General features: G+C 70.8%; 18 protein-coding genes. 9 read left to right on the top strand and 9 right to left on the bottom strand.

Annotated features, from left to right (window positions below):
- Positions 1-32 precede the first annotated feature (32 nt).
- Positions 33-1,016, bottom strand: a complete 984-nt coding sequence (locus OM076_RS23205) for a L,D-transpeptidase family protein (RefSeq protein ID WP_270042461.1) — start codon at positions 1,014-1,016, stop codon at positions 33-35.
- Between the two features lie 51 nt (positions 1,017-1,067).
- Positions 1,068-1,910: an alpha/beta fold hydrolase gene (locus OM076_RS23200; RefSeq protein ID WP_270042460.1), complete on the bottom strand. Its 843-nt coding sequence runs from the start codon at positions 1,908-1,910 to the stop codon at positions 1,068-1,070.
- 59 nt (positions 1,911-1,969) lie between these two features.
- Between OM076_RS23200 and OM076_RS23195 the strand changes: the two genes are divergently transcribed.
- Entirely contained in the window at positions 1,970-2,614 is a 645-nt protein-coding gene (locus OM076_RS23195; protein WP_270042459.1) for an EcsC family protein, read from the top strand.
- On the opposite strand, the gene OM076_RS23190 is transcribed toward OM076_RS23195, so the two are convergent.
- The gene (locus tag OM076_RS23190) at positions 2,611-3,276 is read right to left on the bottom strand and encodes an SDR family NAD(P)-dependent oxidoreductase (RefSeq protein WP_270042458.1); all 666 of its coding nucleotides are present in this window, start codon (positions 3,274-3,276) and stop codon (positions 2,611-2,613) included. The genes OM076_RS23195 and OM076_RS23190 overlap by 4 nt on opposite strands.
- A gap of 46 nt (positions 3,277-3,322) precedes the next feature.
- Here OM076_RS23190 and OM076_RS23185 point away from each other — a divergent pair, with 46 nt between their 5' ends.
- Entirely contained in the window at positions 3,323-4,222 is a 900-nt protein-coding gene (locus tag OM076_RS23185; protein ID WP_270042457.1) for a 3'-5' exoribonuclease YhaM family protein, read from the top strand.
- A 540-nt stretch (positions 4,223-4,762) separates the two neighbouring features.
- Here the strand turns inward: OM076_RS23185 and OM076_RS23180 are convergent.
- Positions 4,763-5,953 carry an MFS transporter gene (locus tag OM076_RS23180; protein ID WP_270042456.1) on the bottom strand — a complete coding sequence of 397 codons (1,191 nt, stop codon included), beginning with the start codon at positions 5,951-5,953 and terminating at the stop codon, positions 4,763-4,765.
- Between the two features lie 136 nt (positions 5,954-6,089).
- Here OM076_RS23180 and OM076_RS23175 point away from each other — a divergent pair, with 136 nt between their 5' ends.
- Positions 6,090-6,728, top strand: coding sequence for a GntR family transcriptional regulator (locus OM076_RS23175; protein WP_270042455.1), 639 nt, complete (start codon positions 6,090-6,092; stop codon positions 6,726-6,728).
- Here OM076_RS23175 and OM076_RS23170 read toward each other — a convergent pair.
- Both OM076_RS23170 and OM076_RS23165 read right to left on the bottom strand, forming a co-directional pair.
- Positions 6,723-7,160: a pyridoxamine 5'-phosphate oxidase family protein gene (locus tag OM076_RS23170; RefSeq protein ID WP_270042454.1), complete on the bottom strand. Its 438-nt coding sequence runs from the start codon at positions 7,158-7,160 to the stop codon at positions 6,723-6,725. The genes OM076_RS23175 and OM076_RS23170 overlap by 6 nt on opposite strands.
- A complete protein-coding gene (locus OM076_RS23165) occupies positions 7,157-9,181 on the bottom strand; it encodes a helix-turn-helix transcriptional regulator (RefSeq protein WP_270042453.1) in 2,025 nt (674 codons plus the stop codon). Before OM076_RS23165 ends, OM076_RS23170 begins: the two co-directional genes overlap by 4 nt.
- 89 nt (positions 9,182-9,270) lie before the next feature.
- Here OM076_RS23165 and OM076_RS23160 point away from each other — a divergent pair, with 89 nt between their 5' ends.
- Together OM076_RS23160 and OM076_RS23155 are read left to right on the top strand one after the other, a co-directional pair.
- Positions 9,271-9,909 carry a response regulator gene (locus OM076_RS23160; protein ID WP_270042452.1) on the top strand — a complete coding sequence of 213 codons (639 nt, stop codon included), beginning with the start codon at positions 9,271-9,273 and terminating at the stop codon, positions 9,907-9,909.
- Positions 9,906-10,121 carry a histidine kinase dimerization/phospho-acceptor domain-containing protein gene (locus OM076_RS23155; protein WP_270042451.1) on the top strand — a complete coding sequence of 72 codons (216 nt, stop codon included), beginning with the start codon at positions 9,906-9,908 and terminating at the stop codon, positions 10,119-10,121. The genes OM076_RS23160 and OM076_RS23155 overlap by 4 nt, the downstream gene beginning before the upstream one ends.
- Here the strand turns inward: OM076_RS23155 and OM076_RS23150 are convergent, their stop codons facing one another.
- Positions 10,122-11,003, bottom strand: a complete 882-nt coding sequence (locus OM076_RS23150; RefSeq protein ID WP_270042450.1) for an acyl-CoA desaturase — start codon at positions 11,001-11,003, stop codon at positions 10,122-10,124.
- Between the two features lie 85 nt (positions 11,004-11,088).
- On the opposite strand from OM076_RS23150, the gene OM076_RS23145 reads away from it, so the two are divergent.
- The 4 genes from OM076_RS23145 to OM076_RS23130 all read left to right on the top strand — a co-directional run bounded on the left by OM076_RS23145 (position 11,089) and on the right by OM076_RS23130 (position 15,142).
- Positions 11,089-12,357 (top strand): PucR family transcriptional regulator, encoded by a 1,269-nt coding sequence (locus OM076_RS23145; protein ID WP_270042449.1) that lies wholly within the window; start codon positions 11,089-11,091, stop codon positions 12,355-12,357.
- Between the two features lie 8 nt (positions 12,358-12,365).
- The gene (gene rfbD, locus OM076_RS23140; protein WP_270042448.1) at positions 12,366-13,208 is read left to right on the top strand and encodes a dTDP-4-dehydrorhamnose reductase; all 843 of its coding nucleotides are present in this window, start codon (positions 12,366-12,368) and stop codon (positions 13,206-13,208) included.
- A gap of 2 nt (positions 13,209-13,210) precedes the next feature.
- The gene (gene rfbB, locus OM076_RS23135; RefSeq protein ID WP_272598336.1) at positions 13,211-14,200 is read left to right on the top strand and encodes a dTDP-glucose 4,6-dehydratase; all 990 of its coding nucleotides are present in this window, start codon (positions 13,211-13,213) and stop codon (positions 14,198-14,200) included.
- 87 nt (positions 14,201-14,287) lie between these two features.
- The gene (locus OM076_RS23130) at positions 14,288-15,142 is read left to right on the top strand and encodes a hypothetical protein (protein WP_270042446.1); all 855 of its coding nucleotides are present in this window, start codon (positions 14,288-14,290) and stop codon (positions 15,140-15,142) included.
- Here the strand turns inward: OM076_RS23130 and OM076_RS23125 are convergent.
- Positions 15,139-15,567 carry a GyrI-like domain-containing protein gene (locus OM076_RS23125; protein WP_270042445.1) on the bottom strand — a complete coding sequence of 143 codons (429 nt, stop codon included), beginning with the start codon at positions 15,565-15,567 and terminating at the stop codon, positions 15,139-15,141. The two genes, OM076_RS23130 and OM076_RS23125, sit on opposite strands and share 4 nt — an antisense overlap.
- Entirely contained in the window at positions 15,540-15,944 is a 405-nt protein-coding gene (locus tag OM076_RS23120) for a hypothetical protein (RefSeq protein ID WP_270042444.1), read from the bottom strand. The genes OM076_RS23125 and OM076_RS23120 overlap by 28 nt, the downstream gene beginning before the upstream one ends.
- Positions 15,945-15,976 lie beyond the last annotated feature (32 nt).

The raw sequence follows: 15,976 nt of genomic DNA, 5'->3' as shown, positions 1-15,976 counted from the left end.
GACCCTACCTCTCCCCGTAGGGCGAATGTGCGTCAGTTTCCGATCAGAACAGGCGTTCCGACCGGCACGCGGGGGTACAGGTCGATGACGTCCGGCACGGTCATGCGGATGCAGCCGTGCGAAGCGCGGGAGCCGATCGAGCCGGGAGCGCCGGTGCCGTGGATCCCCACGCCGTTGACGATGCCCATCCAGCGCGCCTTGAGCGGGTTCTCCGCCGAGCCGCCCTCGACCGTCTCGTTCGCGTAGGCGCCCGCCCACGGAGAGTTCGGTGCCGTCCAGGCCGGGTTGACCGCCTTGTTGGCGATGTTGAAGCGGCCCGTGGGCGTCGGGTAGGCGGGCATGCCGACCGCCACGCCGTACGTCTTGGAGACCTTGAGGTTCTTGAACAGGCGCAGCTTGAAGTTGCCGCGGTCGATCGTGATGATCGTCCCGTAGGCCTTCGACAGGCCCGCGGTTGTCACCTTGGGGCGCACGACCTTGACCTTGGGCTTGAGGATGCGGTCCTTGGCCGGGTCGCTGAGCGCGGCGCCGACGCTCGTGGCGAGCGCCGTGGCGTCGATCGCGCGGCCGTCCTTGGAGGCGACCTTGCCGATCGACTTCAGCTTGATGTCCACCCGCGCGTCACGCGGGTCGCGCTTGAGGTCGGCGGCGACCTTGGTCGCGTACGCGGTGACCTTCGCGGCGTCGTAGGTGACGAACAGCGGCACGTCGACCGGCTGCGTGTGCGGCTTCAGGCCGGCGTTGTACGCCCGCCGCGCCGTCTTGTTGACGTCATAGACGAAGCCGAGATCGCTCGGGTTGACCGCGTACTTGTGGCCCGCGGCGTGGGTCGACAACGGGCGCCCGACCGAGAACCCGAAGGTGTTGTAGAGCTTGCCCGCGGCCTCGGCGAGCGTCAGTCCGGAGACATCCGTGCCGGCGGCCGTGACGCCCGCGGCGATGCGCGGTTCTGCGGCGTTGGCCGACGGAACCAGCAGGGCGAACAGGGCAAAGGCAGCGAGAACGGTCCGGCGCATGATGCGCAAGAGCGTAGCTACGACGCTTGACGTCGCAACCGTTCTTGCGTGTTAAGTGCCGAACGGGAGGAGCAACTCGAGCAACCTGCTCGTGGCGTCCAACTGTGGGTGGCGGCCTGCACCCTCGATGAGCTCGACGTGGGTCGTGGGCAGCGAATCCAGCGCGATGCGCGCGTCCGTGTGGGGCAGCGTCCGGTCGTGCGCGCCCCACACGAGCAGCACGGGGCAGCGGATGCCCACCAGGTCGAACGGCGCGTTGGACAGCTCGGGGGCCAGCCGCCGTCCGGAGCCCAGCAGCATCGCGAGGTCCGCGCGCGTCTCCCCGTCACGGCTGAAGGCGTCGACGACGTGGCGCTGGGTGTCGCTCGGGTGGTTGTAGGAGAGCTGCCGGTACGCGCTCGACCGCGCGCGCCGCACCAGGATCCCTGGGACCGGGACCGGGATCGACAGCAGTTTGCGGACGATCGGGTCCTCCTCGATCGGATCGAACCACGAGGGAAGCTCGAGCCCGTCGGGTGAGACTGGGACGACGCCGACGAGCCGCACGTTGCCGGGATGCTCGGCCAGGCGGAGGGCGATGCAGCCGCCGAGGCTCGTCCCCGCCACGACCACCGGCTCCTTGTCGGCCCAGCTCTCGACGAGATCGAGGGCGAACGCGTCCAGCTGGGGCAGAACGGCGCCGTCATGCAGGCGGGTGGCCTCGCCGAAGCCCGGCAGGTCGACGGCGATCGCGCGCCGGCCGCGCGCGCCGAGTTGCGCCAGCAGGGGACGCCACGTGTCGGCCGAATCGCCCCAGCCGTGCAGCAGCACGATGCCGGGGCCGCCGCCATCGACCTCGAGGGCGCGCGTGGCGTGTCCTGCGATTTCGATCCGGTGCTCGACGACGGACGTCATATCCCAAGACATACCCCTTCATCGGCCGGTCTGGACACGGGGTCAACTATGTTGGACAAGTGAGCGAGTGGGCAGAGGTCGAGGAGCCGGCCGACAAGCCCCCCGCAAATCTCTGGGACCGCCTGCGCACGGACCCGCTCCGCGCACCCGAACATGTGGCCCTGGCCGCCGCCGAGTATCACGGTCCGGCCGCCCTGGTCTGGGCCGATCGCCGCCGCCGGTTGTACAAGGCCGATCCCCAGACGCTCGCGCAGATGGCGCGTCGGCGTCATGTCAACCTGGCGAGCGTCGAAGGCGCCGCGACCGGCGTCGGGGGATTCATCACCGTCGTGCCGGATCTCGTGGGTCTCGCGTGGATCCAGTCGCGGCTCGTGTTCTTCGTCGCCGCGGCGTTCGGCTTCGACCCGCTCGACCGGATGCGGCCGGCCGAGCTGCTCGTGCTGAACGGGCTCTACGACTCCCCCGGCGAGGCGCGGGCCGCGCTGGACGGGATGGGCGTGACCGTCGCCGAGTCGTGGGTGGGCGGGAGGCTGACGCGCGACGAGGCGATCACCCTCAAGCTGGCCAAGATGGTCGGCAAGTCGTCGGGCAAGAAGCTCGCGGGGCGGCTGATCCCGGGCTTCGCGATCGCGTTCAACTCGGTCGCCAACCGGCGCGATACGAACGCGCTCGCCAAGCGCGCGATCAAGTTCTACGGCGGTTAGACGGGGAGTGCCGCGCCGTTGAGCGCGGCGGAGCCGTCGCCGCACAGGAACGCGATGACGGACGCGATCCGCTCCGGCGGCACGAGCTTGTGCCACTCGCTCTCGGGCATCATCTCGCGGTTGGTGGGCGTGTCGATCAGCGACGGGAGGATCACGTTGCAGCGCACGCCATCCGGCCGTCCCTCCTCCGCCACCGCCTTGGCGAACGCGATCACCGCCGCCTTGGCCGCCGTGTAGCCCGCGGCGCCGGCGAACGGCTGCAGCGCCGCCGCGGCGCCGGTGCAGACGATCGAGCCGCCGCCGGTGCTCTTCAGGTGGGGCAGCACGGCCTGGGTCATCAGGTACGTGGGGCGCAGGTTGCGCGTGAACAACAGCTCGAACTCGGCCAGCGGCGTGTCGGCCACCGGCTGGTCGGCGGCGAACCCGCCGACCAGGTTCACGAGCGCCTTCAGCGGCGCGCCGTCCGTCGCGGCACGGACCGTGCGCGCGACGTCGTCCGGGTTCGTAAGGTCGGCGGTGATGGTCGTCAGGCCGTCGCGATCCAGTTCCCCGGTTCGCTCGACCGGCACCACGACCCGCCAGCCGTGGGCGAGCAGCGCGTCGACGACGGAGCGGCCGAGGCCTCCGGCGCCGCCGGTTACGAGTGCGGTGCGGTCGGGCATGAACGCGATCGTAGTTCGTCCGAGCCCGTGCCTAGGGTTTGCCACCGTGCGTGTTCGCGAACTGAACGTGGGCCAGGAGATCGACCAGGTTCTGATGGTCCGGGCGGCCGAGCCGCGCAAGCTCGTCCTCGGGGATCGAACGGGCACTTTGGAGGCGCCGCCGCGTGAGGACGTCGCGCCGGGGCTGTGCGTGCGGGTCGCCGGCCGCGTCGAGCCGCGCAACCGCCTTGCGGTGCACGACCTGCGCGTCGCCGAGCCCGACGAGTACGCGCTCGAGGACCTCCTCGACGGTCCGCGCATCCCGGTCGAGCGCATGGAGGCCGACCTGCGCGAGCTGATCGCGACCGTCCAGTGCGGGCACCTGCGCGCGCTGCTGGACCGGATCTTCGGCGCCGGCACGGAGACCTGGGAGCTGTTCCGCGAAGCGCCCGCCGCGAAGCGCTACCACCAGGCCTACCGGCACGGCCTGCTCGAGCATTCCTTGACCGTGGCGCAGTCGGTCTCCGCTATCAGCGCGACGTTCGGCGGCGTCGACCGCGACGTGGCGGTGACGGGCGCGCTCCTGCACGACATCGGCAAGCTCGACGCCTACACGGCCGACCCACTCGCGATCGACCTGACCGACCTCGGCAAGCTCCAGGGCGAGATCCCGCTCGGCTACTACCGCGTCCGGCGCCTGATCGAAGACCTTCCCGGCTTCCCGCCGTCGCTCGCCGTCGCGGTGCTGCACATCATCCTGAGCCACCACGGCCAGCTCGAGCACGGCTCGCCCGTCGTGCCCTGCACGCGCGAGGCGACCCTCGTGCACATGATCGACAACCTCGGCGGGCGCCTCGGCTCGTTCGACCGGTTGGAGAAGGAGCTGCCCGACGGCTCCAACTGGTCGGGCTGGGATCGCGTCCTCGGCGGCGGCGCCTGGTTCGGCGCGGCCCGCGCTGCGGCCTAGAGAGCGCGCCAACCGCGACTAGGGACGAAAGTCAACTGCGCCGGGTGGGGAGGGGGAGCGGCGCACCCTCCGGGTCCGACTGTCGTGGACCGCCTCGGTGCGCGGCTCTGTTGGGGTCGAAGTGCCGTGCTGGGATACCGACAGTTACGGGCGTGGTGCTGACACCCCGGTCCGCGCCGGGCCTTGCGGTGATCGGTTTCGGCGAGCAACGAAGTCATGCGCGTGGGGGGTGACGAACAAATGCGTCCTGTGAGGACTCATTTGTTCCTCACCCCCGCCAGCGCGCCAACTCGACCAGTGCGAACCTGATCGAAACTCGCGATCCGGCCCTCAAACGCGCACGGTCAACCACGGCTGCCGGGACAACTGCGAGTGCGGGACACACTGGCCAGCCCACGCCCGTAACTGTCGGTATCCCACCACCGCAATTCGGGGGCGACAGAGCCGAGCCGAGCGGCGGACGGCGGCGAGTCAGACCCGGAGGGTGCGCCACTCCCCCCTCCCCACCCGGCGCAGTTGACGTTCGTCCCTACGGCCCCTCTAAGCCACCGCCACGCCACGGTCGGCGTGGCGTGTCACCTGCACCGCGCCCCACATCGCCAGCGCCAGCAGCGGCAGCAACGCGATCCGGTAGTCGAGGTGGATCGAGACCAGCAGGCCGATCGCCGACTGCGCGACGATCGCGGCGCCGAACCCGCCGAGGTTCACCATCCCCGAGACGCTTCCGCCTGCGGTCGGGCTGCCCTCGCGGGCGAGGTCGAAGGCGAGCATCGACGCCGCGCCGCCGAACCCGCTCACGCACAGCACCGCCGTCAGCACCGGGAGCGGCGGGTGGCCGCCCGGCCAGGCCAGCAGGATCGCGAGCCCGGCGGCGATCGCGGCCGCCGCACCGCTGGTCAATACACCGCGCCGATCGGGATGACGGCCGCCGAGCGCCCCGAGCGCCGGCGCGGAGAGGCCGAAGGCGAGCACCGCCGCGGCCAGGAGCGCCGCCGCGGTCCCGCGGCCGAGGCCTTGGTCCTGCACCAAGTACGGAAACGCCCACAACCCGGTCAGCGTCACGAAGGGCGCCATCAGCGCGAAGTGCACCCACTGGCCGTGGCGCGTCTGCGGCGCCCGCCAGGCGCGGCGGAGCGTCGGCCCGAGCGCGGCGTGCGCAGGCGCGGCGACGCCGTCCGGCCGATCCTGCAGCCGGTTGACGGCGAGGATCGCCAGCAGCGCGGTGAGCACGCCGCTGGCGGCGAACGTCGGCGTCCAGCCCACGTCGGACAGCGCCGCACTGAGCGGCGCCGTGCTCAGCAACTGGCCGAACGCGCCCATCGCCGCGGTCAGCGCGGCCGCGAGCGCATAGCGACGGGGCGGCAGCCAGAACGCCGCCACGCGCAGGACGTTGAGGAACATGCAGGCGTCGCCCGCCCCGACCAGCGCCCGCCCCACGATCGCGGGCCCGAGCGCGGGGCTGAACGCGAACAGCAGCTCACCCACCCCCATCGCCAGCAGCCCGAGCGTGAGCGACCGCCGCGGCCCGAGCCGATCCGCCATCACCCCCGCGGGCACCTGCATCGCCAGATACACGCCCAGCTGCACCGTCGACAGCAGCGCGATCGCGCTCGTCGACACCCCGAACCGCTCACTCGCGTCCAGCGACGCCACGCCCAAGCTCATCCGATGGAAGATCGCCACCAGATAGAAGGCCGCCGCCAGCGCCCACATTCGCCATGCCGCCGTCATCCACACACACTGTATCCAACATGTATGCATGAAGTATCCCACCCGCATACCGGGGTCAGACCCCGGTATCCGCGCGGTATACAAGTCGTACACAGGGGTCAGACCCCGGTGTACGCGTTGTGTGCATGATGTGTGCATGGCCTATCTGGACTACGGCCCGTTCCAGGCGCCGAAGGTGAGCGCGAGCCGGCGGGCGTATCTGCACGTGAAGGAGCGGATCCTCGACGGGACGCTGCAGGGCACCGCGCTGGTGTCCGAGGTCGAGGTCGCCGAGGAGCTCGGGATGAGCCGGACGCCGGTGCGGGCGGCGTTCGTGCAGCTCGAGGGCGAGGGCTATTTGAAGCTCTACCCCAAGCGCGGGGCGATCGTGGTGCCCGTCTCGGCGCAGGAGGCCGCGGAGGTCATCGAGACGCGGTGGGTGATCGAGCGTCATGCGATCGAGCGGGCGAGCAAGGAGCTGGGCGCCGAGCTCGTCGCCGCCGCGGCGACGCACGAGCAGCTCGAGGGCGCGGAGCTCGTCGACGCCGACCGCGCGTTCCACCACCTGCTCGTCGCCGGGACCGGCAACACGATCCTGCTCGCGCTCTACGACACGCTGCGCGACCGCCAGCGCCGGATGGCCCGGGTGACCACCGCCACGCCCGAGCGCAAGGCGCGGATCGTCGACGAGCACCGCGCGCTCGCCGCAGCGCTCGCCGAGGGTGAGACCGACGACGCGTTCACGCTCCTGCGCCGCCACTTGGACGGCGCGCTCGCGACGCTCAGAGGCTCATAGCTTGCGGTGATCCCAGGAGGCGGTGGCGTTCGCCATGAACTGCAGCGCCACCCGCTTCGACGCCTGCGCAGGCGTGACCACGTACCCGCCACCGCCGTAGCGCGCGCCCAGCTCCGTCCCCACACCCGCCACGACCTCCGGGTCGCGGTGGATCGCGCAGACGCACTTCATCATCACGCCGCGCAGCTCGTTGTACGCGACCCCGGCCTCGACCTGCACCGTGCAGCGGGACTCGCGCTCGAGGTTGCGGACCTTCTGGGACCTCGCGTAGGTCCAGGCCCAGCACTCGCCGTCACGGACGACGTACCACAGCGGCATCAGGTGCGGCCACGCGTCGGTGCCGATCGTCGCGCACGTCAGCGTGCGCTGCTCGTCGAGGAAGGCGACCACCTCCTCCGGCGACATCCCGATCGCGCCGCGGCGGCTACTCATGTCGCTCGCGCGATCAAGCCCTCCGCGGCCACCAGGACCGCCTCGCGGGCGTCCGCGGGCTCGAGCACGATCGCGTCACCCGCCTCCTTCAACACCTCACGGACGAGGAAGTCGATGCTCTTGAACGTGATCTCGACGATGATCCGGCCATCCGGCAACTCAGCCAGCACCGTCCGCTGCTCGCGGACCCAGCGCGCCTGTTCGGCGCTGATCAGCACTCGCGCCACCCGCGACCCGCCCACCGTCCCGGTGCGCGGCCAACCGCCGATGTCCGCGATCGGGTTGACCTCCTCGCGGCGCTCGAAGTGCTCGTCGAGCGCCTCGGCGTTCTTGATGCGATCGAGCCGGAAGTGCCGGAGCCCGCGCTCTTGCTCCCACGCGGCGACGTACCACGCCTCCTTGCCGTTGAAGAGCGCGTACGGCTCGACGGTCCGGTCGGAGTAGCGGTCCTCGGTCTGCGTCCAGTACTCGATCTTCAGCAGCCGGCTCTCGTGCACGGCGAGCTCGACGGCGTGCGTGATCGCGTCCTCGACCCGCGGGGAGACGATCTGCAGCCCCTCGTCGGCGGGGTCGAACCCGAGCGCGCCGACGACCTTCCCGCGCGCGGAGCGCAGGTCCGGGTGGGCGCGGCCGATCAGGTCGATCGCGGCGACCAAGGCGTTCGCCTCGATCGGCAGCAGCCGCGCCGCGCGGTCAAACGTGTCGGAGTAGGGCTCGGGGTCGACCTCGATCTCACCCGACGGCAGCACCTCGGCGTAGATCACGTACGCGCCGCCGCCGAAGTTGACGACGTTGAGGACCGAGACGTCCTCGCGCAGCTCCTGCGGCGACATCTTCAGCTGCTCGCAGACGTCCTTGACCTGCAGCCGCTCACCCGCGCGCCCCGCGGCGATCAGCACCGACGCCAGGGTGACCAGCCGTGCGAAGCGCTCGGGCCGGATCGCCGCGTCGGCGCCGCGACCGCGGCCATTGGTCTCCGGCACCGGGACCGGCGGGGGGACCAGACCGGACGCCACACGCTCGGGCGGATCGCCGCGGTGCGCCTCGATCAGGTCGTCGACACGCCGCCGCGCCTCGTCCACCAAGGCCGCGGGGCCGAGGATGCGCAGCCCGAAGCTCAGCGCCCAGGAGATCAGCAGCCGCGGCTGCGCGTAGCCGGTGCGGAAGACCTGGCCCTCGAAGCTGCCGTAGAGGCCGAACTGACGCTCGACGTACCAGGCGACGCCCTCGGGCACCTCGACCTCGGCGACCCCGACCTCCTCACCGAGCTGCCAAGGGATCCGATTCGCGTACCCACGCGGGTCGAATTCGTCCGGGCGCTGGAAATCGTGCTCGGCTTTTGTCGCATAGGCGACCTTCCCGCGAATCCGGGACAGCCGGAAGACCCGAACGTCTTTACGCTCATGCGCATATCCGACGAGGTAGAACTGCCCGCCCTCGAAGAGCAGGTGATACGGGTCCACTTTGCGCAGGGCGGTCTCGTCGCTCTGCATCGTGTGGTACTCGAACTCGATCCGCTTGCGGCGGTAGATCGCGGTGTCGATCTTCGCCAGGCGCGAGGAGAGCTCGCCGCCGCCGGCCGACGCCGTGATGCCGAGCCCGATCGTCTGGCGCGAGTCGCTGCCGAGCGGGCTGGGGCGCCCCCACGCGATCTGCTGCAGCGCGAGCCGCAGCGGCTCGGCGTACGCGAACTCGCCGTCGAGCAGCGTCAGCGCGGTCTGCAACGCGGCGCGCTCGGAGTCGGTGAAGGCGATCGGCGGGAGGTGGAACGCCTCGGGCGCGAGCGAGTAGTTCTCCTGCTCGGAGAACCCGTCCGCCGGCTTGTCGACCGAGAGATGGATCCCCAACGCGTCGAGCTCCGCCCTGTCCGCATAAAAACGCCGGGCGAAGGCATCCTCGGTCATGTCCGAGTAGCCCTCGACATCGCGGCGAATCTCCGTAGCCGTCACCGGACGGCGCTCCGCCATGAGATAGGAGATCAGCGACAGCTGACGGATCAGCTTTTCCGTGTCCTTCGCCAAACTGCGCGACACCTTAGAGTGCTGCGGGAGCCGTACTCTTCAGCAGGCGCGGAAATTCCGCATGTTCCGCTGGTCACGGTACACCTGCCATGACGCTTCAGCTTGTGCTCGTCGAAGATCACCAGGCCCTCCGCGAGGGCCTTGAACTGCTGCTCGGAAGAGACGGCATCGAAGTGCTGGGCACAGCCGGCACCGCGGCCGAGGGGCGCAAGCTCGTCGAGAAGCTCAAACCCGACGTCGCGCTGATCGACATCCGGCTCGGCGACGAGTCCGGGATCGAGCTGACCGCGCAGTTGATCGACGCCGACCCGGAGCGCCGCGTCGTGCTCTACACCGGCTCCAACGAGATCGACCTGCTGATCAAGGGCCTTGACTCCGGCGCGCGCGGCTACGCGCTCAAGGAAGGCACCCAGATCGAGCTGCGCACGGCGCTGACGACCGTCGCCGAGGGCGGGACGTACGTCGACCCGCGCCTGCACCCCGCGCTGCTCTCGCGCCGCGCGACCCAGACCCAGAAGTCGCTGTCCAAGCGCGAGCGCGAGATCATGGACCTCCTGGCCCAGGGCCTGACCGGCGAGCAGGTGGCCGAGAAGCTCTACCTCTCGCCGGAGACCATCAAGACCCACATCCGCAACGCGATGAACAAGCTCGAGGCCAACACGCGCGTGCACGCGATCGCGATCGCCCTCCGCGAAGGGTTCATCTCCGCCCCGAGCGGCTCGTCGTGACCCCCGACGACGAGGCCGACCTCGTCCTCGATGCCGAGACCCGTCGCCGGCTCCGGCACGACCTGCGCACGCCGCTGACGATCGTCGCCGGGTTCGCCGAGGTGCTGGCGGGCGACCGCGACATCAGTCAGGCCGACCGGCGCGAGTTCGCGATCCGCATCCAGGACGCGGCGACCGAGATCAAGAAGCTGATCGACGCGGCGTTCGAGTAATTAGACGGCGAGCTTCTCGCGCTGGCGTTCAGGCGAGATCTCGACGACGTTCCAGGCGAGCTTGGTCGCCTTCATCCCCCGGATGACCCAACCCGTGGGGTCGATCTCCCAGCTCTTGAGGCCGTGGAAGGCGCTGCGCGGAAACGTGTGGTGGTTGTGGTGCCAGGACTCGCCCATCGAGAGCGCGGCGAGCCAGAAGACGTTCGTCGAGTGATCCTCGACCGCGAACCGGCGGGTGCCGAAGAAGTGGCAGACCGAGTTGATCGACCAGGTCACGTGGTGGCCGAGGAAGATCCGCACCGCGCCGCCCCACAGGGCCGCTTCGAGCGCGCCGATCGCCGTGCCCGTCACGGCGTAGCCGATGCCCGCGGGAATGAGCAGCCCGAGCAACACCCACAGCGCGAACGTCTTGTGGATGATCCGCATGCCGCGATCCTCGTAGAGGTCGCGGCAGTACCGCGCGTGCTCGCTCGTTCCGGAGCGCTCGAACAGCCAGCCCATGTGCGCGTACCAGAGACCGGTGACCGCGCCCTTGAGGCCGGCGCCGTGACCGTGGGGCGTGTGCGGGTCGCCCTCCTGGTCCGTGTGGGCGTGGTGCTTGCGGTGGTCGGCGACCCAGTTCATCACCGGGCCCTGGACCGCCATCGAGCCGATGATCGCCAGCGCGTATTGCACCGGCTTGTAGGTTGCGAACGATCGGTGAGTCAGCAGGCGATGGAACCCGAGCGTCACGCCCATCACCGATACGACGTACATGGCCGCCAGGACGCCGAGCGACGTCCAGCCGACGGCCTTGTCCCAAAGGAGCACGATCGCCGCCAGCACGCCGAGCAGCGGCAGGAATACCCCGGTGAGGTTCAGGACCTGATGACTCCTCGTCATACGCCACTGGTTCTACCCGTCCGACCCCCCGAGCGGCATGGCACGCCGACACACTTGAATCGGCGATTCTTGTAGCCTCGTGATAATGGCCGCGCATGCGACCCTCCCACCGGAGGAAGCGGACGCGCTCCGGCGCACGCTTCCGGGCCTCGCCGACGACATCGTGGCGGCGATCGCGCGCGAAGTGCCGGACTACGCGCGCCCTATGGAGGGCCGCTTCGGCGAGACCGTCCGCTTCGGCACGCAGATCGCCCTCAACCGGTTCGTCGACATCCTCCTCGGCGAAGCGCGCGAGGCGGCCAACGCGCGCCACACCTACCAGCGGCTCGGGGCGGGCGAGTACCGCCAGGGCCGCTCGCTCGACGCGTTGCTCGCCGCGTACCGGGTGGGAGCCCGCCTGGCGTGGCGGCGCTTCGTCGACGTCGGCACCCAGTCCGGCTTCCCCGCCGACGCGCTCTACGACCTCGGCGAAGCCATGTTCGCCTACATCGACGAGATCTCGGCCGAGTCGGCCGCAGGCTTCGCGGAGGCGCAGTCCGAGGCGGCCGGGGAGACCCAGCGTCGCCGCAGACGGCTCCTGCGCCTGCTCGTCCAGGAGCCGGCGGCGGACGCGGAGGCGGTGCGCACGGCCGTGACCGCCGCGGGCTGGGCACTGCCGCGCGTGCTGGCGGCGGTCGTCGCCGCCGAGGCCGACCAACCCGAGGGCCTCGCCGCGGCGCACGGCGCCGAAGGGCCGTCGGAGGAACTGCTCGACGGCATCGCGGCGCGCCTCGCGCGCCGGCTGGGGCCGGGGGCGGTGGGCGCCGCGGTCGGCGGCCTCGCGGTCGTGATGATGCCCGACCCCGACGGCCCGGGCCGCCGCAAGGCGCTCGAGGCGGCCCTGGGCGGCGAGCTGGCCGCGCTCGGGCCCGCGGTGACGTGGCCTGAGGCCGCGTCCTCCCTGCGCCGCGCCGAAGCGGCGTTCCGCCTGGCCACTCAGGGCCATCTGGACGTCCAGGGTTCGACCTCGCCGTCCGCACAGGTTCGCGGCCGGCTGATCGTCGCCGACGAGCACCTGCCCGCACTGCTGCTCGCCGCCGCGCCCGGCATCGCCGCCGACCTCGCGCGCAGCCGCCTGTCGCCGCTCGACGGCCTCGCGGACGGGCCGCGGGAGCGGCTGATCGTCACGCTCCGCGCCTACCTGGACCGCCCCGGCCAGGTCCAGGCGATCGCCGCCGCGCTCGACGTCCACCCGCAGACCGTCCGCTACCGGCTCAAGCAGCTGCGCGAGCTCTTCGGCGACCGGCTCGAAGATCCCGACGCCCGTTTCGAGCTCTCGCTGGCCCTTCGCGCCGCGGAAGGTCTGCGCTATTGATGTGCCCCATGCGCCTTCTCGTCACGGGGGCCGCGGGCATGCTCGGCACGGATGTCGTCGCCGCCGCCCGTAGCCACGACGTCGTCGCCCTCGCGCGCGCCGACCTGGACATCACCCACGCCGATGCCGTCCGCGCCGCCCTGCGCGACGTCCGCCCCGACGCCGTGATCAACTGCGCGGCCTGGACGAACGTGGACCTCGCGGAGAGCGAGGAGGAGCAAGCGACGCTGATCAACGGCGACGGCGCGGGCCACCTCGCCGCGGCCGCCGCCGAGGTGGGCGCGCACATCGTCCACGTCTCGACCGACTACGTCTTCAACGGCGCGGCGACGACGCCCTACCCCGAGGACGCCCCGACCGGCCCGATCGGCGCCTACGGCCGCTCCAAGCTGGCCGGGGAGATCGCCGTCGCCGACGCGGCGCCCAGCGGCCACGCGATCGTCCGCACCGCGTGGGTGTTCGGCCCGCACGGCAAGAACTTCGTCGACACGATGCTCCGGCTCGGCGCCGACCGCGACGAGCTGACGGTCGTCGACGACCAGCTCGGCTGCCCGACCTACACCGGGCACCTCGCGCCCGCGCTGGTCGAGATCGCCGTCGAGCGCACGCAGGGCGTGCTGCACGTCGCCGGCGGCGGCTCGTGCACGTGGTGGGAGCTGGCGTGTGCGACGTTCGAGCGCGCCGGCCTGAGGCTCACCGTCCACCGCGGCACGACGGCGGGTTTCAACGCGCCCGCGCCCCGCCCCGCCTACTCCGTTCTCGGCTCCACCCGCTCCGACGCGCCGGTCCTACCGGCGTGGCAAGAGGGGCTTGCCGCCCATCTCATCGCTAGAGAGGTCCTCGCGTCGTGAAGCTGCTCGTCACCGGTGGCGCCGGGTTCATCGGCGCGAACTTCGCGCACTACACGCTCCGCAACCACCCCGAGTACGAGGTCGCCATCGTCGACTCGCTGACCTACGCGGGCAACCGCGAGTCGCTGAAGCCGGTCGAGGACCAGATCGAGTTCGTGCACGGCGACATCTGTGACGCCCCGCTCGTGGACCGCCTGGTGGGCGAGAGCGACATGGTCGTGCACTTCGCGGCCGAGTCGCACGTGGACAACTCGCTGCACGATCCCGAGCCGTTCATGCGCACCAACCTGTTCGGGACCTACACGATCCTCGAGGCGGTGCGCCGGCACGAGAAGCGGCTGCACCACATCTCCACCGACGAGGTCTTCGGCGACCTCGACCTCGACGGCGACGACCAGTTCACCGAAGAGACGAAGTACGACCCGTCGAGCCCGTACTCGGCGACCAAGGCGGGCTCGGACCTGCTCGTGCGCGCGTGGGCGAGGTCGTTCGGCATCCACGCGACGATCTCCAACTGCGCGAACAACTACGGCCCGTACCAGCACGTCGAGAAGTTCATCCCGCGCCAGATCACCAACGTGTTCGGCGGCGCGCGCCCGAAGCTCTACGGGCAGGGCGAGAACGTGCGCGAGTGGACCCACGTCGACGACCACAACGAGGCCGTCCACCTGATCCTCAGCAAGGGCGAGCCGGGCGAGACGTACCTGATCGGCTCCGGCGACGAGCGCTCCAACAAGGACATCCTGGAGCTGATCCTGGAGCTCATGGACGAGCCCGCGGACGCGTACGACCACGTCCCCGACCGCCCCGGGCACGACCTGCGCTACTCCAACGACTCGACCAAGATCCGCACCCAGCTCGGCTGGACGCCCCGCTACAGCGACTTCCGAGCCGGCCTCGAGGCGACGATCGCCTGGTATCGCGACAACGACTGGTGGTGGAAGCCCCAGAAGGAAGCGACCGAGGCGCGTTACACCCAGCTCGGCCGCTAGGCAAGGGGGGTCGCACCCCCGCCAGGTTGAGATCTGCGCACACCTAGGGTGACCCGCTCGCGCGGCGGGCGGGTCCACGGTGTAGCCATGTTCCTCCTCCCCAAGACCCTCGCGACGGCCGCCTTGGCCCTGGCCGTCGCGGCCCCCACCTCACAGGCGGCCACCGACACGCTCGCTGACACCACCGCCAAGCCGACGCCGCTCGCCGCGGGGTACGGCAAGGTCCTCTACAGCGCGTGGAACGGCTCGCAGTACCGCCTCACCGCGCTGGGCGGCGACGCGCTCGGCGTCGCCGGCTCGTCCAAGCCGTTCACGGTCGACCTCGGCAAGCGCAAGGACGGCCACGTCGTCGCGGTATACAACCGTGGCGGGCGCCTGTACATGTACGACTTCACGACGCCGCAGGAGCGCCCGCTTGGAGGCACGGCCGGCGCCGTGGCCGGCTCGATCTCGGGCGACCGGCTCGTGTTCGCCACCAAGGACGCCCTCTACGCGCGCTCGATCACCGGAAACGCGGCGTCGAAGAAGCTCGCGAGCAAGGTCGTGTTGAGCGTGGACGCCCGCAACTCGCGCACCGCGTTCTCCGGCTCGCGCGAGTGGAGCCATGAGCCGTGGCTGGCGACGCAGACCGCACTGTCCCTGCTCACGAAGGTTCCCGGCGGTGGCGCCTCACCGGACTTCTTCGACACGCTGAACCCGACGTTCTCCGGCAACGCGATCTATTGGCTGCTGGCCCGCCAGGGGCAGCACAACGTGGGTGAGATCCACCGCTACAACCGGGCGCTGAACCGCGACGAGCGGGTCGTGATGCCGATCGCCGGCGTCGTCTCCGGCTTCGCCTACGACCGCGGCCACGCGTACTACTCGCGCGGCACGGAGATCCACCAGGTCACGGACCTGAAGTTCGAGCAGGCGCCGCGGATCCGGATGTACGGCGACTAGCGCAGCAGGTAGACGACCTCGGTCTCGGGCTGGTCCGGAGGTTCGCGCCACGGGCCGTAGATCTCCCAGCGCGGGCCGGCGCGTGCGAGGCCGTGCTCCGCACAGAAGCGGATCACGGCCTCGTGGGCGTCGCCGAGCGCCGCGTACGGCCCGCGGTGGGTGAGGGAGACGACGTCGCCGCCCGGAAGCTGCGAGCGGATGACGCGGCCGCCGGGCGTGAAGTCCGCCCGCGCCAGCACGCCGACCTCGACGTTCGGGACGTCGTCCTTGTAGAGCATCACGTTGCGGCCACTCGCACCCTGCTCCCGGACCTCGTCGAGCAGGACCCGCCACAGCCGCGGGAACTCGTCCCAGGTCGTGGCCGTCGAGACGACCGCCGTCGCGCGTGGGGTGACGGTCAGGCGCCGAGGGCGGACGCTCTCCACGCGCCGCCCTCCTTCACGAACGTGAACGTCGCGACCTGCCCGTCCTTGCCCTGACGAACCTGGGCCGTGGCGTTGGCGCCGTTGATCTTCACGCTGGTGACCTGCAGGTCGTAGTCGCTGGCGTCCTTGATCGCGCGATCCATCTCGGTCACGCAATCGCCGCCCGCGTTCTTGAGCTCCGTGACGAGCGACTTGGCGAGGATGTCCTTGCAGATCTTGTCGGCGTCTCCGCGGGTGCCCGCGGTGGCGAGCGCGTCGACGACCTTGACGACGTCCTGCTGCTCGCCCTTGAACTTGTCGTTCTGCGTGGACGTCGCGGTCCCGCACGCGCTCAGGGCGAGGGCGAGGACGGCGGTCAGGGCGAGGGTGCGGCGCATACTGGGGGAGAGCCTAGCCACAGCTAGGATCG

This window comes from Solirubrobacter ginsenosidimutans (assembly GCF_027587205.1).
This window is presented reverse-complemented; position numbering and strand designations above follow the sequence as displayed.